A 22,682-nucleotide genomic window follows, 5' to 3' on the forward strand; every position below is an offset into this window, starting at 1 on the left:
TCAAGCGGCGCGGCTCATTCCCCCGTGCTCACCGTGAAACCGAGCGTCACATGGTGCTCGCCCGCCACGGGATCCCGGTCCCGGGCCCAGCCCTGACGGGCGTAGAAGGCCTGGGCGCGCTCGTTGTCGACGTGCACGTCGAGGGTGGCGGTGCGCTTCCCGTCGGCCTGCCACTCCTCCACGCAGGCCGCGTGCAGGTCCGCGCCGATGCCGGTCCTCCAGTGGTCCGGGTCGACGTGGAACTGGAAGAGGGTCACGGTGTCGGCGGGGTCGTTCTCGGCGGTGCGGAAGGAGGCGATGCCCACGAGATGTCCGTCGCGCACCGCGCACAGGACGTGGCCGTCCGGGCGCTCGATGGCGCCACGCCAGCGCGCGGGCCAGTCGAAGCCGTCCTGCGGCAGGCCGTCCGGATAGTAGGTGGCGCGGGCCCGGGTATGCAGCTCGGCGATGGCGGTGGCCTCGCTGGGCAGGGCGGTCCTGATCAGCAGGGAACCGAGGGTGCGGTGGGTTCTGATCACGCAGCGGAGGACGTGACCGACTCCGGTGTGGTTCCGAGGCGGCTGAACTGGGTGCGGTACGCGCTGGGCGTCAGACCGGCACGCCGGACCAGATGGGCGCGGAGCGAGTCGGCGGTGCCCAGGCCGCTGGCGTGAGCGACCTGGTCCATGGGCAGGTGCGTCGTTTCCAGGAGTTCCTTGGCGCGTTCGATGCGCTGGTGGAGGAGCCACTGGAGAGGGCTGACGCCGCTCTCGGCGTGGAAGCGGCGGGTGAGGGTGCGCACGCTGACGCCGGCGTGGCGGGCCAGGTCGGTGAGGGTGAGCGGCTTGTCGAGGTTGCGCATCGCCCAGCCGCGGGTGTCGGCGCAGGCGGTGCCGCGCTCGGGCGGCAGCGGTGTCTGGGTGAACTGGGTCTGGCCACCTGGCCGTACGGGGGCGACCAGCGCGGTGCGGGCCACCTCGTTGGCGACGGCGGCGCCGTAGTCGGTGCGGACGATGTGGAGGCAGAGGTCGATTCCGGCGGCGTACCCGGACGACGTCATGATCTGACCGTCCTGCACATAGAGGACGTCGTCCGTGAGGTCGATCCGCGGGTACCGCCTGCGCAGTTCCTCGGCCTGGTTCCAGTAGGTCGTGGCCCGGCGGCCGTCCAGCAGGCCCGCCTCGGCGAGCACGAACGCGCCGCTGCAGATGGACGCGATCCGCTTGCCCGCGGCGGCTGCCTCCCGCACCGCCCCGACCGTTCGCGGGTCGGGCGTGTACCGCTGCCCGGTGCCCACGATCACGACCATGTCCGCGTCCCGCACGACGTCGAGACCGTGCCGAACGTACAGGTCGAGGCCGCCGGTGGTGGGGACCGGGCCCGGTTCCGGGGCGCAGATGACCACTTCGTAGCCCGGACCACCGTCGACCTCGACCTTGTCAAGCAGGAGTTCCGGGATGGCCAGGTTGAACATCGAGACGGGCGTCGCCGCGACGACGGCCACGCGGCGGGGGCCGCTCGACCGGGTCGAGGGGCTCGAAGGAGTCGAGGTGGTCGAGGTGGTCGATCGGGCCATGGCCAGAACCTCCGGACGTATGGCATTCAGGCCACTACTGTACCGCCGCGCAGATCCGCAGCATGGAGGCATGTCGACCAACCAGACCACCGAAACCGGGTCTCCCACCCATCAAGTCCTCGATGCTTCCGCCAAGTTGGGGCGCTCCCCCGCCCTCACGCTCACCGCCGCCCTCCTCGGCTTCGCGCTGATCACACTCGACGCGTCCGTCGTCAACGTGGCGCTGCCGTCGATCGGGGCGACGCTCGGGGCCGGGATGTCGGGACTGCAGTGGGTCGTGGACGCGTACACGCTGTCCTTCGCGGCGCTGATGCTGTCCACCGGGGCGTTCTCGGACCGGGCCGGGGCGAGCCGCGCGTACGGGATCGGGATCACGGTGTTCACTCTGGCGTCCGTGGCCTGCGGGCTCGCGCCGAGTCTGCCGGTGCTGGTCGGTGCGCGCGTCGTACAGGGCGCCGCCGCGGCCGTGGTGCTGCCGGCCTCGCTCGCGCTGGTGCGGCAGGCGTACGCGGATGCCGCGAAGCGGGCACGCGCCGTTGCCCTGTGGGCGGCGGGCGGGTCGGTCGCGGTGGCGCTCGGGCCGGTGGCGGGCGGTGCGCTGACCACGGTGTGGGACTGGCGGGGGATCTTCTTCATCAATGTGCCGTTGGGGGCGGTGGCGCTGGCGCTCCTTGTCCGGGCGCCTGCTTCGGAGCGCCGGCCCGCGCCGCTGGACCTGCCCGGACAGCTGGCGGCGGTCGTGACCCTCACGGCGGTGACCTTCGCGGTCATCGAGGGCGGTACGGCGGGCGTGGTCTCGCTGGTGGTGGCCGTGGGCGCGGGTCTGGTCTTCGTCCGGGTCGAGGCGCGGCAGGCGCATCCGGTCGTGCCGCTGGGGCTGTTCCGCTGCCGGAACGTGAGTGTGGCCGTCGCGGCGGGGGCGGCGTGCAGCGTGGCCTTCTACGGCGTGGTGTTCCTCTTCTCCCTGTTCTTCCAGCAGGTCCAGGGGAGTTCGGCGCTGTACGCGGGGTTGATGTTCCTCCCGATGACCGGGCTCATCGCCGTCACCAACATCACGGCGGGGAAGCTGGCGGGGCGGTTCGGGCCGCGTTTGCCGATGGTCCTCGGTCAGTCGCTGGCGGTGGTGGGGCTGCTGGTCCTGCTGTACATCGACGCGTCCACCCCGCCTGTGGTGGTGGCTGTGCTTCTCGTGCCGATGGCTCTGGGGTGCGCGTTGACGATTCCGCCGTTGACGGCGGTGATGATGGATGCGGTGCCCTCCGACCGGGCGGGGCTGGCGGCGGGGGTCCTCAACTCGGCCCGGCAGGTCTCCGGGGGGCTTGCCATCGCTGCGTTCGGGTCGCTCGTGTCCGGGGGGTTCGAGGCGGGGTTGCGGGTGAGTCTTGCGTTGAGTGCGGGGGCGCTGGCTGCGACGGCGGTGGCTTCGGTGGGGTTGCGGGTGGCGCGCTAGGGAGTTGTTTCGCCCCCTCCGCCCCTACCCATTCCCGTCACTTGGGGGCTCCGCCCCCAAACCCCCGCTCCTCAAACGCCGGAGAGGCTATCTCCAGCCCGTCCGGCGATTGAGGACGAGGCCGTCCAGGCCGAAAGCGGGGGTCTGGGGGCGGCAGCCCCCAGGTACGGGACGGGTAGGGGCGGAGGGGGCGAAATCAGCTTCCGTCTCTCAAGTCCCGCGGCCAGTTCGGCCGGAACTCGATCCCGTCGTACGTCACCACGCAGCCCTCCCCCATGGGGGACTGAGTCATGAAGCCGACCAGAGCAGCCCCGGTCTCCTTCTCGTCGCCGAGAGTGAAGAGGCGGACGAAGGTCCAGTGGGCGCCGTCGCGAGAGGCGTGGAACGCGAAGGCGCGGCCGGTGCGGCTGATGCGGAGCCAGACGGAACTGCCGTCGACGGTGAAGGAGTTGGCGTCGTCGGAGTGCCCCCGGGTGACCACCGTGCAGACGGTGGGGACATCCGGGGAGTACTCCAGGCAGAGCTTCGCCCAGGCCCGCTCCCCCACGTGGACGTAGAGCACGCCCGCATCGAAGGAGCCCGAGAAACCGACGGTGACCCGCGCGATCAGCTGGAAGTCGCCCTCCGGCGCACCGAGCAGGCGAGGCGCGTCGGAGGCGGCGTCCAGAGCCTCACCGGTGGGCGGCACGAAGCGGTCCTGCCGCGCGCCCGCCCAGCCGGTGAGCACCCCGTCCTCGTAGGACCAGTGACCGTCAGGCCCGTAGGTGCGAAGCCGGAACGGGAGTTCGGGAAGTTCGACGTCCATCCGCCGAGTGTCCCAGGCCTGCCCTGGCGTGTCCCGGGCGGCTCTCACTCAGCGTTCCAGCCGGCCGTCGTAACGGCGCGGCAGCCCCAGCGGGTTGTCGTCCCGGAGCTCCCGCGGCAGCAGCGCCTCGGGCGCGTTCTGGTACGCCACCGGACGCAGCCAGCGCTCGATGGCCGTACCGCCGACGGAGGTCGAGGTGGACGTCGTCGCCGGGTACGGGCCGCCGTGGTGCTGGGCGGGAGCGACCGCGACGCCGGTCGGCCAGCCGTTGACCAGGACACGGCCCGCGAGCGGGGTCAGCTCGGCGAGGATCTCCGCGCCGCGCCCCTTGCCCGCCGCCTCCTCGGTGGAGAGCTGCACGGTCGCGGTGAGGTTGCCGGGGAGACGGGAGAGGACCGCGCTGGCCTCGGCCTCGTCCTCGTAGCGCGCGACCACGGTGAGCGGGCCGAAGCACTCCTCCAGGAGCAGGTCGTGCTCACCCTCGGTGGCAAGCTTCCGCGCGGGCACGGTCAGGAAGCCGGGGCTCACCGTGTGCTCGCTGCCGGCGCCCGGGGTCACCGGGGCGTCCACGTCGGGGAGCTGGGCGCGCTCGGCGACACCGGCGATGAAGTTGTCGCGCATGCGGTGGTCGAGCAGGACGCCCGCGTCGGTGTCGCTGACCGCGTCCGTGAGGGACTTGACGAACCGGTCGCCCGCCGCGCTCGCGGGGGCGAGGACGAGCCCCGGCTTCACGCAGAACTGGCCGACGCCCAGGGTCATCGAGCCCGCGAGCCCGGCACCGATCGCCTCGGCGCGCTCGGCCGCCGCGGCCTCGGTGACCACGACGGGGTTGAGGGATCCCAGCTCGCCGTGGAAGGGAATCGGCACGGGGCGCGCGGCCGCCGCGTCGAAGAGGGCACGGCCGCCGCGTACGGAACCGGTGAAGCCCGCCGCCGAGATCAGCGGGTGCCTGACCAGTTCGACGCCCGCCTCGAAGCCGTGGACCAGGCCCACGACGCCCGCGGGGATGTCGTGCCGGGCGGCGGCCCGGCGCAGTACGGCCGCGACCAGCTCGGAGAGCCCCGGGTGGTCCGGGTGGGCCTTGACGACGACCGGGCAGCCCGCCGCCAGCGCGCTCGCGGTGTCGCCGCCGGCGACCGAGAAGGCGAAGGGGAAGTTCGACGCGGAGTAGACGGCGACGACGCCCAGCGGCACCTTGTAGCGGCGCAGGTCCGGGATCGGCGGGGTCGCGGTGTCGTCGGGGTGGTTGATCACGACGTCGAGGAAGGCGCCCTCGTCGACGATGGTGGCGAAGGCCCGCAACTGGTAGCAGGTGCGGGCGAGTTCGCCGGTGAGCCGGACCGGGCCGAGCGCGCTCTCCGCGTCCGCGGCCTCGACGAGGTGGTCCTTGGAGCCTTCGAGCAGGTCGGCGGCGGTGCGCAGGAAGGCGGCGCGTACCGTGCGGTCGGCGAGGGCGGGGCGCGCGGCGTGCGCGGCGCGGACGGCCTCGTCGACCTCCTGGGCTGTGGCCTCCACCGCAACCTGTTCCCGCTGCTTCCCGGTTCGGGGGTCGACACTCCAGACTGGTGCTGCTGCCACCGCGGGTCCCTCCAAGATGTGATGCCGCAGTTCTGTGTCACTCACCAGGGGCGTTCGATATGCTGAACGCTGTCTCTGATGGTGAATATGCTGTTGGAGACTATTTCCCGTCCAACGAAGGGGTCAAGGGCGATGTCGGCAGTCGAGACAGGCGGCGGGGCGCAGGTCAAGTCCGCGGTGCGGACCGTTGAATTGCTCGAGTACTTCGCCGGCCGGCCCGGTATGCACTCCCTCGCCTCCGTGCAGGAGGCCGTCGGCTATCCGAAGTCCAGCCTGTACATGCTGCTGCGCACGCTCGTGGAGCTCGGCTGGGTCGAGACGGACGCGACGGGCACGCGGTACGGCATCGGCGTACGGGCCCTGCTTGTCGGCACCTCGTACATCGACGGCGACGAGGTGGTCGCCGCGGCCCGCCCGACCCTTGACCGCCTCTCCGACGACACGACGGAGACCATCCACCTGGCCCGCCTGGACGGCACGAACGTCGTCTACCTCGCCACCCGGCAGTCGCAGCACTATCTGCGCCCCTTCACCCGGGTCGGCCGCCGCCTCCCGGCGCACTCGACCTCGCTCGGCAAGGCGCTGCTCGCCACCCACACCGACGAGCAGGTCCGCAAGCTGCTCCCCGAGACCCTGCCGGCGCTCACCGAGCACACGATCACCGACCGGGAGAAGCTCATCCAGGAGCTGCACCAGGTCCGGGAGCAGGGCTTCGCCGTGGACCGCGAGGAGAACACGCTTGGCCTGCGCTGCTTCGGCGTCGCCATCCCGTACCGGACGCCCGCCCGCGACGCGATCAGCTGCTCGGTGCCCGTGGCGCGCCTGACCCCCGCGCATGAGCAGATGGTGAAGGACGCGCTGTTCGACGCCCGCGACCGCCTGACGCTGGCGACGCGGAGGCTATGACCGGGGAGCCCGCTCACGGACGGCGGGCTTCATGAACGGTGTATGAGAAATGCGGGCGGAAGGGAACGATTCCCTCCCGCCCGCTCGTCTTTCTGAGCGGGATGAACAAGACGATCAGGCGGTCCGCCGTCTTCACTCTGCTGCTCGTGCTCGCCCTGCTGGTCAGGGCGACATGGGTGCAGTTCTACGAAGGCCAGGCGCTCGCGGACGACAAGGACAACCGGCGGAACGCGATCGAGCAGTACGCGAACCCGCTCGGGAACATCATCGTGGCCGGAGACGCGATCACCGGTTCGGCGGAGACGACGGGAGACCTCAAGTACAAGCGCACGTACACGGACGGCAGTCTGTACGCGGCGGTGACCGGCTACAGCTCGCAGGTGTACGGGGCGACGCAGCTGGAGGGCATCTACCAGGACCTGCTCGACGGCACGGACATCCAGCTGAAGACCCCGCTGGACACGATCACCAACAAGCGCGCCGACCCGGGTGACGTGGTCACGACGATCGACCCGGATGTACAGAAGGCGGCGTACGAGGCCCTCGGCGACAAGAAGGGCGCGGCCGTCGCGATCGACCCGACGACCGGAAAGATCCTCGCGGTGGTCTCCACCCCGTCGTACGACCCCTCGCAGCTCAGCGCGGGCGACACGGACGCCTGGACGACGCTGACCAAGGACGCGGACAAGCCGATGACGAACCGGGCGCTGCGCCAGCCGCTGCCGCCGGGCTCGACGTTCAAGCTGGTCGTCGCGGCGGCCGCGTTGGAGGACGGGCTGTACTCGGACGTGGACGCGAAGACGGACAGCCCGAACCCGTACACGCTGCCGGACACGACCACGGAGCTGGCGAACGAGAACGCGTCGGCGCCCTGCGAGAACGCCTCGATCCGGGTGGCGCTGCAGTACTCGTGCAACAACGTCTTCGCGAAGATGGCCGTCGACCTGGGCCAGGACAAGCTGAAGACACAGGCCGAGAAGTTCGGCTTCAACGACGAGTCGCAGGACGTGCCGGTGCGGGCGTACACCAGCGTGTATCCGTCCGACATGGACAAGTCGTCCACCGCGCTCACCGGCATCGGCCAGTTCGATGTGACCGCGACCCCGCTCCAGATGGCCATGGTGTCGGCCGCCATAGCGAACGACGGCAAGCTGGTCACGCCGCACATGGTGTCGCAGACCAGTGACTCCGACGGCAATGTGCTGACGAACTACGACGACAGCACGGAGACCAAGGAGATCGTCAGCTCCTCCACGGCCCAGCAGCTCCAGTCCGCGATGCAGACGGTCGTCGAGGACGGCACGGGCACGAACGCGCAGATCTCCGGCGCGACCGTGGGCGGCAAGACCGGTACGGCCCAGCACGGCGAGAACAACAGCCAGACGCCGTACGCCTGGTTCACGTCGTACGCGAAGTCCGACTCGAACGACAAGGAGGTCGCCGTGGCGGTCCTGGTCGAGCAGTCGGACGCGGCCCGCTCGGAGGTCAGCGGCAACGGCCTCGCGGCGCCGGTGGCCAAGGCGATGATGCAGGCGGCGCTCAAGGACTGAGCAGCCACCACGTGTACGGAAGGGCCGCCCTCGCACCCCTGGAGGGCGGCCCTTCACGTCATTCGATGCCGAGCTTGCGCGTCACTTCACGCCGAACAACTGCTCAAGCGGGTCGATCGCGAAGTACACCAGGAACAGCGCCGAAGCTCCCCACAGCAGCCAGTGCACCTCCTTGGCCTTCCCGAGGACCGTCTTGATCAGGACGTACGCCAGGAACCCGGCGCCGATCCCGTTGGTGATCGAGTACGTGAACGGCATGACCGCGATGGTCAGGAACGCGGGGATGGCGATCTCGTACTTGTCCCAGTCGATGTGCTTGACCTGCGTCATCATCAGGAACCCGACCGCGACGAGCGCGGGCGCGGCGGCCTGCAGCGGCACGATCGTGAGCAGTGGGGTCAGGAAGAGCGCGAACGCGAAGAGCCCGCCGGTGACCAGGTTCGAGAAGCCGGTGCGGGAGCCCTCGCCGACACCCGCCGCCGACTCGATGTACGAGGTCGAGGAGGACGCCGAGGCCGCGCCGCCGGCGACCGCGGCGGCGCCGTCGATGAGCAGCACGCGGCCGAGGTTGGGCACCTTGCCCTCCTCGTCGAGGAGGCCCGCCTCGGCGCTGATGCCGACGACCGTGCCCATGGTGTCGAAGAAGTCGGACAGGACCAGGGTGAAGACAAGGAGGACGACGGTGATGGCTCCGGTTTCCCCGAAGGCGCCGAACAGGCTGAAGTGACCGAGCAGTCCGAAGTCGGGTGAGGCCACGATGTCGTCGGGGACCTTCGGTGTGGTCAGGCCCCAGCTCTTGATGTCGGCGATCGAGTCGATGATGATCGCCACGATCGTCATGCTCACGATGCTGATCAGGATCGCGCCCTTGACCTTGCGCGCGAGCAGCCCGATGGTCAGCAGCACGCCGAGGCAGAAGACGAGGACCGGCCACCCTGAGAGCAGGCCCGTGCCGCCCAGCTGCACCGGCACGGTGGTCTGCGCGATGTCCGGGATGCGGGTGACGAACCCGGCGTCGACGAAGCCGATGAAGGCGATGAAGAGGCCGATGCCGACGCTGATCGCCTGCTTCATCGGTTGCGGAATCGCGTGCATGACGGCTTCGCGCAGCCCCGTCACCACCAGCACGCAGATCAGCAGGCCTTCGAGGACGATCAGGCCCATCGCGTCGTCCCAGCTCATCAGCGGGGCGATCTGGAAGGCGACGACCGCGTTGAGGCCGAGGCCCGCGGCGAGCGCGAGCGGGAGGTTGCCGCCGACGCCCATGATGATCGTCATGACCGCGGCCACCAGGGCGGTGGCGGTGGTCAGTTGGACCGCGTCGAGCTGGTGGCCGAACTTGTCCTTGGCGCTGCCCAGGATGATGGGATTCAGGACAAGGATGTAGGCCATCGTGAAGAACGTGGCGAAGCCGCCGCGTATCTCACGGCCGAAGGTGGAGCCCCTGGCGGAGATCTTGAAGAACTGGTCGATGCTGTTCGCCGGGGGTGGCGCGGCACTTGGCCGGTCGGCCACCTTCTGGGAATCGGACATGGCGATACTCCTCGTTGCCTGCGTGCTGGGTGTGCGGATGCTGGCTGGATTGTTCCCGCGTTGAACCGCTTTCAGGTTTTCCCCGTGTTACGGAATCGAGTTCGGCCTGCCATACGTCGTTCGAAGCTCCGTACGAGTGGCTGGTACGCTCTCGCATCTCGCCCCACGGGCACACCAATTCTTCACGGGTGACACAGGGGAGCCGTATACGCACGCGCCTTCACCGGCGCCGGAAGTCGCAGCGAGGAGAGGTCCCGTGGGCACTGTCGTCGACGACGCCGCCTCCGTGGAGTTCCACGCCTTCTTCGAGCGGCACTACGCCGAACTGGCCCGCCTGGCCCACCTATTGACGGGCGAGCCGGACGCCGCCGACGATCTGGCGGCCGACGCGCTGCTCGCACTGTGGCACCGCTGGGACCGGGTACGCGCGGCGGACCATCCGGCGGCGTACGCGCGCGGTGTGGTCGCCAACCTGGCCCGCACCCGGATCCGCAGCGCGGTGCGCGAGCGCCGGCGGATCACCCTGTTCTGGTCGCAGCGCGACGACAAGACGGAGAACCCCGACATACCCGGCGTGGTGGATGTCCAGGACGCCCTGCGCAGACTGCCGTTCCGCAAGCGCGCGTGTGTCGTCCTGAGGCATGCTTTCGACCTCTCGGAGAAGGACACCGCGCTAGCCCTGGGCATCTCGGTCGGTACGGTGAAGAGCCAGACGTCGAAGGGCATGGCCGAACTGAAGCGGCTCCTCGGCACCGACGAGGCGCCGATGCGGGTGCACGTGGGAGTGCTGCCCACGGGCGGAGCCGGAGGAAGGGACCGATGAGGAAGGCGCAGGACGTGCACGACGAGCTGCGCGCCGGGCTGCGTGAGGCGGCCGAGGCGCACGAGCCCGACCGCGCGCGCATCCTGGCCCGGGTCGAGCGCGGGATGGCGGGTGCCGAAGACCGGCCCGTGCGGCGTGCGACGCGTCCGCCGGTGTTCGGCTGGGCCCGGGTCGTGAGCGCCACGGCCGCGGTCGCCGGCGTTCTCGCGGTGGGCGGCTACGCGGTCGCCTCGGCCGTGAAGGACGAGCCCCCGCAGCAGACCGTCGCGGTCTCACCGACGCCCGAGGTCTCGCCGGACGCGACGAGCCGGGCGCCGGTCCCGCCCGCCCCCACGCCCAGTTCCGGTGCGTCGAAGCCGCAGGAGACGCCGAGTTCGTCCCCGTCGGCCACCCCGTCGCCGAAGACCTCCGCGCCCGCCGCGGATCTTTCGGCCGACGCGGGCGGCGAGGACGGGCCGCTGTGGTCCGACGGCTCGGTCGACCCGCACAGCAACGAGTTCTGGGCGCAGAGCAATGTGACCCTCAAGAACTCGAAGGAACTCACCTCGCTCACCGTCGAGTTGAAGGTCGAGCAGACCGGCGGGGTCACCAACGCCGGCGCCTGGCGATCGGCACCCGAGGACGACTTCACGACGACGGTCGTCGAGAAGGACGGGTTCCTCGTCTACACCTGGGTGCTCAAGCCGGGCCACACGATCTGGCCGGGCGAGTGGGTGTTCGCGGGCCAGTACGACCACGACCGCGGCGGCCGCGACGCCAAGGACGACGGCTATGCGGCGACCGCGGGGACCGCGGACCAACAGCTGGACGTGGCGGGCGACTTCGCGAGCCAGAGCACCGACGAGGGCGACTCGTAGGCGACCAGTAGGGAACTTCTGTAAAGAAGTCCTGCGGACACGGCAACCCGTTCCTCAGCAGTGGCGACCAGGAGACGCAAGGCCCTCCTCCCACTCAAGGAACACTGGTTCATGACTGCACGAGTTGCACCGCGCGTACGCCGCCGCACGACGGAGCGCCGTCGATGAGCGCGCACAAGAGACATCTCACCCGGCGCCGCCTGCTCGCCGCGTCCGCCGTGGGCGTGGCCGGTACGGGTGCCGCGGTCGCGGCGGGCACCGGCCTCCTCTCCTCCGCTTCGGCCGCGACCTTCGGCTACACGGACGACGGCTCCAACTACGTGATCACCACGGGAGCCTCGCTCGTCCTCAAGGTCTCCAAGTCCACCGGCGACATCACGTCGCTGGCCTACAAGGGCAAGGAGTACGAGGGCTACGGCGGCAGGCACTCGCATGTGGAGTCCGGGCTCGGCGCCTCCACGGTGACCATCAAGCTGTCCGGGTCGACGATCCTGGTGAAGGTGGCGCACGGTTCGATCACCCAGTGGATCGCGGCCCGCAGCGGCCAGAACAGCGTCTACCTGTGGACGGACAAGGCCGACGCGTCCTTCACGGCGACCCGCTTCATCGTCCGCCTCAAGGCCGGGGTCTTCCCCAACGAGGGCCCGGACTCCTGGATCGAGGCCTCGGACTCGGTCATCGAGGCCAGTGACGTCTTCAAGCGCGCGGACGGCACGACGCACTCCAAGCACTACTCGGGCAAGCGCGTCATCGACTACGACCACATCGGCTTCACTACCGGTTCAGCCGCCCTGTGGCTGGTCCGCTCCAACCACGAGAAGGCCTCCGGCGGCCCCTTCTACCGCTCGCTGCTGCGCCACTCGAACGACGGCGGAGCGGCGCTGTACGAGATCCTGCACTACAACCAGGCCCAGACGGAGCCCGAGCGCTACGGGCTGCAGGGCCCGTACGTCCTCGACTTCACGGACGGCGGCGCGCCCTCCTCGTCGCTGTTCCACGCGAACCTCGACACCTCGTGGGTGGACGGCCTCGGCATCACCGGCTGGGTGGGCAAGGGCGGCCGCGGGAGGGTGGCGGGCGTCGGCCTGAAGGGCATGGACGCGAAGTACGCGTACACGGTGGGCTTCGCCAACTCCGACGCGCAGTACTGGGCGAAGGCCGCGGCCGGCACGGGCGCCTTCTCCTGCAAGGGGATGCTGCCGGGGACGTACACCCTCACGGTCTTCAAGGGTGAACTCGCCGTCCACACCCGCCAGGTGACGGTGACGGCGGGCGGTTCGACCGCCCTGAACAGCCTCACCATCGGCGGCGATCCGAGCAGCGCCTCCGCCATCTGGCGGCTCGGCGACTGGGACGGCACGCCCGGCGAGTTCAAGAACGCCGAGCTGATGACGTACGCGCATCCCTCCGACGCCCGCGCGGCCAAGTGGACGGGCAACGTCACCATCGGCAGCGGCGGCGAGGCCGCGTCCTTCCCGGCGTACATCTGGAAGGACGTCAACGACGGCATCCTTCTCTACTTCAAGCTGACCGCCGCGCAGGCCGCCGCCGCGCACACCCTGCGCGTCGGGGTGACGGACGCGTACATCAACGGCCGTCCGCGGGTGAGCGTCAACGACTGGGTGTCGCCGATCCCTTCGGCGCCCACGCAGCCTTCGACACGCTCGCTCACCACCGGTTCCTACCGGGGAAACAACCAGACGTTCGTTTTCAACGTCCCTTCCAGTGCGTGGAAAACGGATGTCAGCCAGTACAACGTGCTGAAACTGAACGTGGTCAGCGGCTCGACGGGCTCGGCGTTCCTGAGCCCCGGCACGTCGTTCGACTGCATTGATCTGCTGGCCTGAGCCCCCCTCGGCCGGCAGAGGAACGCCCCGCCGGTGACGACCGACGGGGCGTTCGCGTCCTTCAGGGGCGCGGCCCTTCAGGGGCGCGGGGCTGTGACATATGCGGCTCCGCCGCGTGGGCGCGACCAGCCACATACGGCCCGCAGCCTGCGAACCGGCCTAGTTCATGGTCGAGCCAATCGCCGTGGAGCCAGTCGTAAGAAACGTGGTCGGGGGAAGCGACCCGCTCGACTGCCGAGAGGCGTACGCCGTCGTGGCGTCAGTCGACTTGAAGGACGGCGCGGCAACACCACTGTCCCAGTTGTTGGCCGCGGAGACCGTGGAGGAGCCGAGCTTCCCCAGGCCCCCCTTGTTACCCACCGCGAGATTCCTGGCGAGCCGCGCCTTACCGGTGGCGAAGTAGAACCCCGCCTCGGCATTGGCATACGCGGTGTTCCGGTTCAGCACAATCGCCCCGGTGTTGGAGTTCTCGGTGAAGCCGTTCAGCGTGTTGTCCCAGGCCGAGTTGTTGTTCACGACGTGCGCGACGGTGACACCCCCGCCGCCCAGCTTGAAGCCGTTGCCGTTGCCCTCGAAGGCCGCGTCGCTCCAGCGGTTCTTGCCGTTGCCGAACGCCCAGGAGTGCTCGATGGTGACGGGCGAGGAGAACTGCCACAGGTCGAGGCCGTCGTCCGAGTTGTTGTAGAGCCGCGCGCCGGTGATCCTGTTCCCGGTGCCGGACCCGAATTTCACAGCGATGCCGTCGGCGTTCTGCCCGTGCCCCGCGGCGTCGTAGTTGCCGTAACTGTCCAGGTTCTGCACGAGGTTGTTCGTCGTGCCGTCGCCGCGCAGGGTGAAGCCGGAGTCGCCGTTGTTCGCGGTGACGAGGTTCTTGAAGATGCCGCCGACGGACGAGGTGACGACGAAGCCCTGGGCGGGCGAGTTCTGCCAGGTGATGTTCTGGACGGTCCAGTAGTCGCCGTAGATGCCGGCGAGCCAGGACCCGGCGGCCAGCTTGGAGCCGTCGATCTTCACCTTCTCGCTGCCGTACGCGGTGAGCGTGATCCGGGCCGAACTGGTGCCGTTCGCCGTGGACTTGAGGGTGTTCGCCGGGGTGTACGTACCGGCGCGCACCTGGATGGTCGTACCGGCGGCGGCGTTCGCGACGGCCGATTCCAGCTGAGCGGTGCTGGAGACGGTGACCGTGGTGCCCGCGGCCTGCGCTTCGCCGCTGTCCGAGAGGCCGAGGTAGACGCCACCCGCCCCCGCGGCGACGGCCACCGCGGCGGCGATCGAGAGCGTGCGGGTCTTGCGATGGCGTCCGATGCTCTGACGCACGGGGCGGTTCCTTTCCTGGGGAATGGGGGTGACGAAGCGGGCCGGAGGGGCCGCCCCGGCCCGCTTCTGTTCTCTGGTCGCCGCCGTGGCGCAAAGGGTTGCCGAGCCCCCGCGAAAACGATCGAAATTTTCGCTCGCTCCCGTCCCGCCCACACCGATTGACGCACCGTCCCCAACTGTTGACACTCCGAAGACGGTTCATCCAACAGAATCCATCAGACCCCCACAGGATGTGTCATGCGAAGCCGCACCGCCCGCACGCTCCTGCTCCCCCTGTTCGCCCTCCTCCTGGGCCTGCTCGCCGCCCCGCCAAGCCCCGCCGCTCAACCCGGAGCACCTCACGTGAACAAGCAGAAGTACGCCGGCTACCTCTTCGCCTACTTCACCGGCGAGGGCACCGCCGACGGCGAGCAGATCCGCTACGCCCTCAGCCGCGGCAACGACCCGCTGCACTGGCGGGAGTTGAACGCCGGCCGGCCCGTCCTCACCTCCGAGCTGGGCGAGAAGGGGCTGCGCGATCCGTTCGTGATCCGTTCCCCCGAGGGCGACAAGTTCTATCTGATCGCCACCGACCTGAAGATGTACCGCAACTCCAGCGGCAGTTGGGACTACGTCCAGCGGCACGGCAGCAAGTCGATCATGATCTGGGAGTCCACCGACCTGGTCCACTGGACCGACCAGCGCCTGGTGAAGGTCTCCCCGGACACCGCGGGCAACACCTGGGCCCCGGAGGCCTATTGGGACGAGTCGCTCGGCGAGTACGTCGTCTTCTGGGCCTCGAAGCTCTACGCCGAGGACGACCCGGACCACACCGGATCGACGTACAACAAGATGCTGTACGCCACCACCAAGGACTTCCGCACCTTCAGCGAACCGAAGGTCTGGGACGACCCCGGCTACTCGGTGATCGACTCGACCGTCATCAAGAACAAGGGCAGTTACTACCGCTACACCAAGGACGAGCGCGACCCCACCTCCTCCAGCCCCTGCTCGAAGTTCATCACCGGTGAGAAGTCGACCAGCCTCACCGACACCTCGTACGACTTCGTCGCCGACTGCATCGGCAGCGGTTCTATCGACCGCGGCGAGGGCCCGACGGTCTTCAAGTCCAACACCGAGGACAAGTGGTACCTGTTCATCGACGAGTACGGCGGCCGCGGCTACGTCCCCTTCGAGACGACCGACCTCGACTCCGGTGACTGGACGATGTCGACGGACTACCAGCTGCCGGCCAGCCCTCGGCACGGCACGGTGATGCCGGTGACGCAGGCGGAGTACGACCGGTTGATGGCCGCGTATCCGGTGAGCCCGGCGTCGGTCGTGGACGCGACGGCACGCGGGCAGAAGGGGTACGCCCTCGTCACCGAGGCGTCCTCGAAGGTGGTGCTGCCGATGAAGGCGGACGCCGAGCTGTCGGGCCTTGCCCCGCGCCTGTGGGTCGGTGCGGGTGCGACGGTCACGCCCGCCTCCGGTACCCGCCGGGACTTCCGCAAGCCCCAGAAGTACACCGTGACGGCGGCGGACGGAACGAGCCGGACGTGGACGGTGGAGGCGGTGCCCACGCGAAGTCCCGTGCTTCCCGGGCTGAACGCCGACCCGGACGTCCAGTACCTGGACGGCCGTTACTGGATCTATCCGACGACGGACGGCTACCCGGGCTGGAGCGGGACGAGTTTCAAGGCCTACTCGTCGAAGGACCTGGTCCACTGGAAGGACCACGGCGTGATCCTCAACCTGGGTCCCGACGTGTCGTGGGCCGACAAGAACGCCTGGGCTCCGGCGATCGCCGAGCGCGACGGCAAGTACTACTTCTACTTCTGCGCCGAGCAGTCGATCGGTGTCGCGGTGGCCGACTCCCCCGCCGGTCCCTTCAAGGACGCACTGGGCGAACCCCTGGTGGCGAAGGGGCAGTTGTCGGGCCAGATGATCGACCCGGCGGTGTTCACGGACGACGACGGCCAGTCGTATCTCTACTGGGGCAACGGGCGCGGCTATGTCGTGCCGCTGAACGACGACATGGTGTCCTTCGACGCGACGAAGGTGCAGGACATCACCCAGGCGGACTTCCGCGAGGGGACCTTCGTCGTGAAACGCCAGGGCACGTACTACTTCATGTGGTCCGAGGACGACACCCGCAGCGAGAACTACCACGTCGCCTACGCGACGGGACCGTCCCCGCTCGGCCCGTGGACCAAGCGGGGCACGATCCTGTCCAAGCGCCCCGAGTACGGCATCAAGGGGACCGGCCACCACTCCGTGGTGAACACCCCCGGCACGGACGACTGGTACATCGTCTACCACCGGTTCGCCCTGAACGGTCCCGGCAAGCCGGGTGGCGACGGCACACACCGGGAGACGACCATCGACCGCATGACGTTCGCGGCCGACGGCACGATCGAGCCGGTGGTGCCGACCCTGGGGTCGATCAAGCCCGTATCTACGAACTAGCTGACGTAGTACGTCGGGTTCGGGAGCTTGTACGTCTTGTCGGCGTAGCCGCCTTCGAGGTCCGAGTACTGGTCGCCGAAGTTGGCGACGACGTCGTACCCGAGGGACTCGATGTGCTTGCGGGTGCCGGACTTGTACTGCACGGTGGTGCAGTTCCAGGCGGCGGCCGTGGCGCAGGCGCTCAGGTACGACGGCGGGTTGGCCGCGTCCTTGAGGAACATGTGGTCGGCGTCGAGATTGATGTCGGCGCCGACCTTCTTCAGGTTCGCGACCGCGGAGGCGCGCTGCGACTCCTTGAGGCCCGAGTTGTAGAAGACCTCGACACCCTTGGACTCGGCGTACGCGACGAGTCCGGGGGTGCCGAAGACGGCCGGACGATCGGCCTTGGCCACGTACTCGGCCCAAGTGGCCGAGCTGTACGTGTAGTTGGACTTCTTCTCGTAGTCGAGGGAGAGCAGCAGCGTGTCGTCGATGTCGAAGACGACCGCGGGCTTCTCGCCCTTGTGCTTCGCCTTGTCCGCGACCTTCTTGATGTACTTCTTCGCGTCGGCCTCGATGCGCGCGAGGTCCTTGGCGTACGGGCTGTCCTTGGACGCCTGGTACACGCCATTGCTGTCGAGCGTGGTGCCGTAGTAGGTGTCGATCTCCTGCACCAGGAGCCCGATGTTGTGGGGCTCGGTGGTGCTGTTCGCCGTCGACTGGTCGGCGGTGGCGACACCGGTGCCGTACAGGGCGGCACCGGCGACGGCACAGGTGGCGGCGATGGCCGCTATACGCAGTGGCTTATGCATGACAGGTTTCTACGCGCGTAACCCGCCCGAGCGCGAGACTCGTTGCCTGATGGTTACCGAGTCCATAGACAACCTTTAGGCCTCGCGCTCCCTGGCCGGTTTCAGTTCATCGTGGCGCCGATCGTCGAGGACCCCGTGGTCAGGAACGTGGTCGCGGGCAACGCGCCGCTGGACTGGCGGGAGTTGTACGTCGTCGACGCGTCCGTGGAGATGAAGGACGGGGTGGAGATGCCCGAGTCCCAGTTGTTGCCCGCGGAAGTCACCGAGGAGCCCTTGGAGACGGCCGCCGAGCCGTTGCTCACGGCCAGGTTCTTGCCGAGCTTCGCGGAGCTGGTGGCGAAGTAGTAGCCGTACTTGCCGTTGGCGTACGCGGTGGTGCGGTTGATGACGATCGCACCGGCGTTGGAGTTCTCGGTGAAGCCGTTGCCCGCGTTGTCCCAGGCGGCGGAGTTGTTGACGACATGCGCGACGACCTCGCCGTCGCCGCCCAGCTTGTAGCCGTTGCCGTCGCCCGCGAAGGCCGAGTCGGACCAGCGGTTCCTGCCGTTGCCGAAGGCCCAGGTGTGCTCGACGGTGACGGGCGAGGAGAAGGACCAGAAGTCGATGCCGTCGTCCGAGTTGTTGTAGAGGCGGGCGCCCGTGATCAGGTTCCCGGTGCCGGAGCCGAACTTCACGGCCACACCGTCCGCGTTCTCGCCATGGGTGGCGGCGTCGTAGTGGCCGTAGGAGTCGATGTTCCTGACCGTGTTGTTGACGGTGCCGTCGCCAGTGAGCGTGAAGCCGGAGTCGCCGCCGTTGATGGTCTTGATGTTGCTCCACACCGTGCCGGTGCAGGACTGGCAGACGACGGCGCTGTCCGGCGAGTTCTGGAAGGTGATGCCCGAGACGTTCCAGTAGTCGGCGGTCAGCTTGAAGATCCAGCCGCCGGCGGGCAGCGAGGAGCCGTCGATCTTCACCGTCTCCGAGCCGTACGCCTGGAGGGTGACCGGGCTCGACGAGGTGCCGTTGGCCGTCGACTGGAGTGTGGCCGTCGGGTAGTACGTGCCGGCGCGCACCTGGATGACGGTGCCTGCCGTCGCGCCGGAGATCGCGCTGGTCAGCTCGGCGGTGGTGTCCACGACGACGGTCGCGGCCTGGGCCTGGGTGGGGAGTGCGGCGAGGCCCCCGCCCAGCGCCAGGGCGGCGCCGAGGGAGAGAGCGGTACGACGAGACATGGAGTGCGGTCCTTTCGTCGATTCAGCGATTCAGCGATTCGTTCGGGACTCTCTGGTGCTTCACGGGCGCCAGTCGCCGAGATAGGCCGCACGGGTGTGCGTCTCGGCCTCCGCGTCCGTGAGTTGGGGACGGTTCTCCGGCACGGTGATCTCCGCGCCGGGGCCGGTGTTGCGGTACTCGCGAAAGCGCATGGTCTGCCACGGGTAGGCCTCGCGCATGTTGATGTAGGGCGTGGTCGCGTCGATGCCGGCGCCGAGTCGCGTCTCCCGTACGACGAGCGAGGGCCAGGCCGTCGTCTCGTACGAGGGCACCCAGGGCCGCGCGATCTTGTACGCCCCGTCCTCGGCGCCGGAGGTGATCCGGCCGCCCACCGCCAGGAAGCCGTACGGGTTCGCGCGGGCCGTGGAGGGCGCGAAGACCATCCCCTCGGGTCTGAAGGCGACGTCCCGGTCGAGGGTGTGGAAGTGACAGCGCTCGAAGACGGCGGTTGCCCGCCCGAAGACGAAGTCGACGTCGCCCTCGATGTAGCAGTCGCGGTAGTACTGCCGGTCGAAGGCGGTGAGCGCCGTGGTGTCCGCGAACAGGGTGTCCTGGTGGCCCAGCAGCCGTACCTGGGAGAAGTGCGAGCGGTCGCCGGTGACGTACGCGGCGACGGCCTGCGTTCCGGTGATCTCCGGATGGTCCGCGCGCAGCCAGTCGTTGGCGATCGTCAACTCGCGAACGGTCAGGCCGGGCGCCGCCGAGGTGAAGGTGGCGGAGCCCGCGGTGCCGTACGTCCCGGAACCGTCCGGCTTCTGCGTCCCGTTGGCGTTGTCGTACACGATGACGGCGGTGCGCGGGTCGCGACTGGCACCACGGATCGTCAAGTCCCCTTTGTTTGCAGGGATGTTGACGACTTCGCGATAAACACCTGGGTGCACGACGATCGTCCAACCGGGGCCGGTCACGGCGTCCACGGCGGCCTGGACGGAGCCACCGGGACGGACCTGGAGAGTGCGTCCACGCCAGGGCGCCCAGTCGCCGAGATACTCCTCGCGCGTCGCGAACTCGGCCTGCTCGTCCGTGAGTTGAGGCCGGTTGGCCGGGACGCCGATCTCCGCCCCTGGACCCGTGTTGTGGTACTCGGCGAACCGCTGGCTCTGCCACGGATAGGTGTCCGACATGTTGGTGTAGGGCGCCACCGCGTCGATGCCGGCGTCGAGACGTGTGTCGCGGACGGTCAGCATGGGCCGGGCCGTGGTGTCCGAGCCGGGCACCCAGGGGCGGGCCAGCTTGTAGTAGGCGTCCGGGGCCCCGCTGGTGACACGGCTCCGTGTGACCAGGTAGCCGCGCGGGTTGGCGACGGCGGTGGACGGTGCGAAGACGAAGCCGTACGGGGCGGTGGCCAGGTCGGTGCGGTTCAGGGTGTGGAAGTGGCAATGCTCGTACACGGCCGTCGCGCGCCCGAAGACGAAGTCCACGTCGCCCTCGATGTAGCAGTGCGCGAAGTACTGGCGGGCGACGGTGCCGAGCGCCATCGAGTCGGCGTACAGCGTGTCCTGGTGGCCCAGGAACCGGCAGTGCTCGAAGGCCGAGCGGTCGCCCTGCACCTTGATGGCGACGGCCTGGGTGCCGGTGATCCCGGGGTGTTCGGCGCGCAGCCAGTCGTTGGCGAAGGTGATCCAGCGGGCGGTGAATCCATCGGCCTGCACGGTCGTGGTCGCGGACCCGGTCGTGCCGTAGGTGCCGCCGCCGGGCTTGGGCGTGCCGTTGGCGTTGTCGTACACGATCACGACATCGCGCGGGTTCTCGGAGGCGCCGATCCAGGTCATCTCCGTGCGGTCGATGCCGACGGCGACGGTTTCGCGGTAGATGCCGGGCGCGACGACGAGCGTACGGCCGCGACCGGCCACGGCGGTGACGGCGGCCTGGACGGTGGTGTGGTCGCCGAGGCCGCCCGGGTGGACGTACAGGGTCTGTCCGGTGAGGCGTGCGGACGGCGAACCGTAGCGCCCGAAGGGGGCGCGTTCCAGGGATCGGGCGGTGGGGGCCGCGAGCCCGAGAGCCAGTGCGGCTCCGGTGCTCGCGACGATGAACGCCCTTCTGCTGAGCGGGAGTTCGGCCATGGTCAGCAGATCTCTCCGGCGCCCGCACGGTGGTCGACGATGCCGGGAACGGCCCTCGGCGAGTCCACCTTCGTGCGCAGGGTCGGCGTCCACCCGGCGCCGGACTGGAGCGTCTCGGCCGGGATCTCCGCGTTGTGCACGGCGATCAGGTCGACGAGCGCGCCGTTGACGTAGTTGCTCTCGGCGGTGAGCGGCGCCTCGCTCCACTTCTTCAGGGTCTTGGCGGCGCTGATGCCGTCCGGCAGCGAGAAGGCGTTCTTCTCGGCGTACAGCTGCGAGGCGATACCGACGCCGAAGGAGTACGAGTACGACTGGCCCTCGGCGACCACGAAGTGGTTGTTGTACGCGTCGACCTGCCCGAAGCGGACGCGCGGCGCACGCTCCACGATGCCCTCGAAGAGGTTGTGGTGCAGCGTGACCTTGAGCTTGCCGGTGTCGGTCGAGGCGGCGCTGTCGCTGTTGCCGATCATCAGGGTCTTGTCGTGGTCCTGGAAGGAATTCCAGGACGCCGTCACGTAGTTGGCGCCGCGCACGATGTCGAGGAGGCCGTCGTGCTGCTGGTAGACCTCACCGAAGTACGTCGGCAGCGTGCTGTCGGGGTAGCGGCCGTCGCTCAGGGTGTTGTGGTCGATCCACACATGGGTGGAGCCGTAGACGACGACCGCGTCGTACTCGGAGTTCCACGCGCCGGTCGCGCCGTCGGTCGGGTCCCACTGCGGGAAGCAGTCGAGCGGGGCCTCGAAGGTGAGGTTGCGGAGGATGACGTTGTCCACGCCCTTGATCTGGAGGCTGCCGCCCCTGATCCCGGCGTTCTTGCCGACGCCGAGGATGGTGGTGTTGGCGGGGACGTTCGCCTTGATGACCTTGTCCTGGTTGGCGGCGGAGACCGCGCGCAGCCCTTCGGGGCTGTCGGCGGGCTCCCCGGAGAGGTCGGTGTCCAGACCCCAGTTCTCAGGCGAGTACTTCTCCAGATAGGCGGCGAAGTCGTAGCCCTCCGCCTCGAAGGCCGCGCAACCCTCGGCGACCGGATCGATCGTGCCCTTGACCCTGATGATCTTCGGTGCCGTTCCGCCCGCGGCGAGCGCGGCCTTGAACTCGGCCCAGGTGGTGACCGTGTAGACGTGGTCGGCGTCGGCGTCCGAACCGCCGGTGGTGCCGGCGCCCTCGGAGCCCCAGCCGTCACCGGCGGCGAGGGCCTGGCGGCCGGGATCGCCGGTGTGCGCCTGCGCCGTGGTGCCCGTGAGGGCGAAGACCAGCGCGGTGCACCCGACCAGCGAGGCTATGACGCGTGCATGACATACCTGTGTACTCATTGTGCGGCTCTCTTTCCGTCGGATCAGGAGGTCAGGCGGTGGGCCAGGTGATCCACGACTCGGGAAACTCTTCGCCGAGACGGCGTACGTCCCGGGGCGCGAGCACCCTCCGGTGCAGCAGCCCGGCGGCGACCAGACGGGCCACGGCGATCGCCCCGGGCGGGTTGGTAACTGTTTTGCGCCGGGTTGGATCACTTCTTCACTGTGCGTTGTCACTCGATGGGGTGATGGTTGAGGTTTCGGTGGTGTGTCGGGTGGCGCGGCGCGTAGCTTCGCTGGCGAGATCCGCTCACTGCAGCTCCGGCTGCGGGAGGGTTCGGGGACTGGAAGGTGTGACCCGCTAAACCCCTCGGTTGTTTCGTGGGGGCCGCACGACCAGAGGATCGTGCCGGGTGAGCTACCAAAGGGCTGATCCGGATCGTCCGTGAGCGGGCCAAAAGGGGCGGAACCGCCCCGGTTCGGACCGGCCGCGGCACCCCTCGGGGAGCGTCAGACGGCCGTCGCCTGACCGGGTAGCACCCGCACCCCGCTGCCAAGACCGTTCGGGCGGCAAGCACCCACGCTGCGGCGCGAGTGCCGAGTTGGCCTA

General features: G+C 69.1%; 16 protein-coding genes and 3 pseudogenes. 7 read left to right on the forward strand and 12 right to left on the reverse strand.

Features of this window, described 5'->3' with window-relative positions:
* Positions 1 to 14 precede the first annotated feature (14 nt).
* Together OG219_RS11805 and OG219_RS11810 are read right to left on the reverse strand one after the other, a co-directional pair.
* The gene (locus tag OG219_RS11805; protein WP_266836070.1) at positions 15 to 515 is read right to left on the reverse strand and encodes a GNAT family N-acetyltransferase; all 501 of its coding nucleotides are present in this window, start codon (positions 513 to 515) and stop codon (positions 15 to 17) included.
* Entirely contained in the window at positions 515 to 1,453 is a 939-nt protein-coding gene (locus OG219_RS11810) for a GlxA family transcriptional regulator (RefSeq protein WP_266836071.1), read from the reverse strand. The genes OG219_RS11805 and OG219_RS11810 overlap by 1 nt, the downstream gene beginning before the upstream one ends.
* Before the next feature lie 172 nt (positions 1,454 to 1,625).
* Between OG219_RS11810 and OG219_RS11815 the strand changes: the two genes are divergently transcribed.
* Positions 1,626 to 3,005, forward strand: a complete 1,380-nt coding sequence (locus OG219_RS11815) for an MFS transporter (protein WP_266825631.1) — start codon at positions 1,626 to 1,628, stop codon at positions 3,003 to 3,005.
* A 196-nt stretch (positions 3,006 to 3,201) separates the two neighbouring features.
* Here OG219_RS11815 and OG219_RS11820 read toward each other — a convergent pair whose 3' ends face one another.
* Positions 3,202 to 3,810 (reverse strand): DUF1349 domain-containing protein, encoded by a 609-nt coding sequence (locus OG219_RS11820; RefSeq protein ID WP_266825633.1) that lies wholly within the window; start codon positions 3,808 to 3,810, stop codon positions 3,202 to 3,204.
* A gap of 48 nt (positions 3,811 to 3,858) precedes the next feature.
* Complete coding sequence (locus OG219_RS11825; RefSeq protein ID WP_266825635.1) at positions 3,859 to 5,388, reverse strand: aldehyde dehydrogenase (NADP(+)); 1,530 nt, start codon at positions 5,386 to 5,388, stop codon at positions 3,859 to 3,861.
* A 132-nt stretch (positions 5,389 to 5,520) separates the two neighbouring features.
* Here OG219_RS11825 and OG219_RS11830 point away from each other — a divergent pair, with 132 nt between their 5' ends.
* Together OG219_RS11830 and OG219_RS11835 are read left to right on the forward strand one after the other, a co-directional pair.
* On the forward strand, positions 5,521 to 6,294 hold the full coding sequence (locus OG219_RS11830; protein ID WP_266466091.1) for an IclR family transcriptional regulator: 774 nt from the start codon (positions 5,521 to 5,523) through the stop codon (positions 6,292 to 6,294).
* A 101-nt stretch (positions 6,295 to 6,395) separates the two neighbouring features.
* On the forward strand, positions 6,396 to 7,844 hold the full coding sequence (locus tag OG219_RS11835) for a penicillin-binding protein 2 (RefSeq protein ID WP_266825637.1): 1,449 nt from the start codon (positions 6,396 to 6,398) through the stop codon (positions 7,842 to 7,844).
* A gap of 81 nt (positions 7,845 to 7,925) precedes the next feature.
* On the opposite strand, the gene OG219_RS11840 is transcribed toward OG219_RS11835, so the two are convergent.
* Positions 7,926 to 9,377: an NCS2 family permease gene (locus OG219_RS11840; RefSeq protein WP_266825639.1), complete on the reverse strand. Its 1,452-nt coding sequence runs from the start codon at positions 9,375 to 9,377 to the stop codon at positions 7,926 to 7,928.
* Between the two features lie 256 nt (positions 9,378 to 9,633).
* Between OG219_RS11840 and OG219_RS11845 the strand changes: the two genes are divergently transcribed.
* The 3 genes from OG219_RS11845 to OG219_RS11855 all read left to right on the forward strand — a co-directional run bounded on the left by OG219_RS11845 (position 9,634) and on the right by OG219_RS11855 (position 12,904).
* Entirely contained in the window at positions 9,634 to 10,200 is a 567-nt protein-coding gene (locus tag OG219_RS11845; RefSeq protein WP_266825641.1) for a SigE family RNA polymerase sigma factor, read from the forward strand.
* On the forward strand, positions 10,197 to 11,057 hold the full coding sequence (locus OG219_RS11850) for a hypothetical protein (protein WP_266825643.1): 861 nt from the start codon (positions 10,197 to 10,199) through the stop codon (positions 11,055 to 11,057). Before OG219_RS11845 ends, OG219_RS11850 begins: the two co-directional genes overlap by 4 nt.
* Positions 11,058 to 11,221: 164 nt before the next feature.
* Positions 11,222 to 12,904 carry a rhamnogalacturonan lyase B N-terminal domain-containing protein gene (locus tag OG219_RS11855; RefSeq protein ID WP_266825645.1) on the forward strand — a complete coding sequence of 561 codons (1,683 nt, stop codon included), beginning with the start codon at positions 11,222 to 11,224 and terminating at the stop codon, positions 12,902 to 12,904.
* Between the two features lie 159 nt (positions 12,905 to 13,063).
* On the opposite strand, the gene OG219_RS11860 is transcribed toward OG219_RS11855, so the two are convergent.
* Positions 13,064 to 14,221, reverse strand: a complete 1,158-nt coding sequence (locus OG219_RS11860; protein WP_266825647.1) for a right-handed parallel beta-helix repeat-containing protein — start codon at positions 14,219 to 14,221, stop codon at positions 13,064 to 13,066.
* 237 nt (positions 14,222 to 14,458) lie between these two features.
* Between OG219_RS11860 and OG219_RS11865 the strand changes: the two genes are divergently transcribed.
* Positions 14,459 to 16,669, forward strand: a complete 2,211-nt coding sequence (locus tag OG219_RS11865; RefSeq protein WP_266825649.1) for a family 43 glycosylhydrolase — start codon at positions 14,459 to 14,461, stop codon at positions 16,667 to 16,669.
* On the opposite strand, the gene OG219_RS11870 is transcribed toward OG219_RS11865, so the two are convergent.
* From OG219_RS11870 to OG219_RS11895, 6 genes and pseudogenes are all read right to left on the reverse strand, one after another.
* Positions 16,666 to 17,460, reverse strand: coding sequence for an HAD family acid phosphatase (locus OG219_RS11870; RefSeq protein WP_266825651.1), 795 nt, complete (start codon positions 17,458 to 17,460; stop codon positions 16,666 to 16,668). The genes OG219_RS11865 and OG219_RS11870 overlap by 4 nt on opposite strands.
* A gap of 101 nt (positions 17,461 to 17,561) precedes the next feature.
* A complete protein-coding gene (locus tag OG219_RS11875) occupies positions 17,562 to 18,674 on the reverse strand; it encodes a chondroitinase-B domain-containing protein (protein ID WP_266825653.1) in 1,113 nt (370 codons plus the stop codon).
* Between the two features lie 60 nt (positions 18,675 to 18,734).
* Positions 18,735 to 19,661, reverse strand: a pseudogene (locus OG219_RS11880) (pectinesterase family protein); the annotation flags it as partial.
* A gap of 12 nt (positions 19,662 to 19,673) precedes the next feature.
* Positions 19,674 to 20,780: pseudogene (locus OG219_RS11885) on the reverse strand (pectinesterase family protein); the annotation flags it as partial.
* Between the two features lie 2 nt (positions 20,781 to 20,782).
* Entirely contained in the window at positions 20,783 to 22,093 is a 1,311-nt protein-coding gene (locus OG219_RS11890) for a polysaccharide lyase family 1 protein (protein ID WP_266825655.1), read from the reverse strand.
* A gap of 31 nt (positions 22,094 to 22,124) precedes the next feature.
* Positions 22,125 to 22,259, reverse strand: a pseudogene (locus tag OG219_RS11895) (rhamnogalacturonan acetylesterase); the annotation flags it as partial.
* Positions 22,260 to 22,682: the final 423 nt, after the last annotated feature.

The sequence above is a fragment of the Streptomyces sp. NBC_00038 genome (genome assembly GCF_026343635.1).
In the GTDB taxonomy this organism is placed as follows: Bacteria; Actinomycetota; Actinomycetes; order Streptomycetales; family Streptomycetaceae; genus Streptomyces.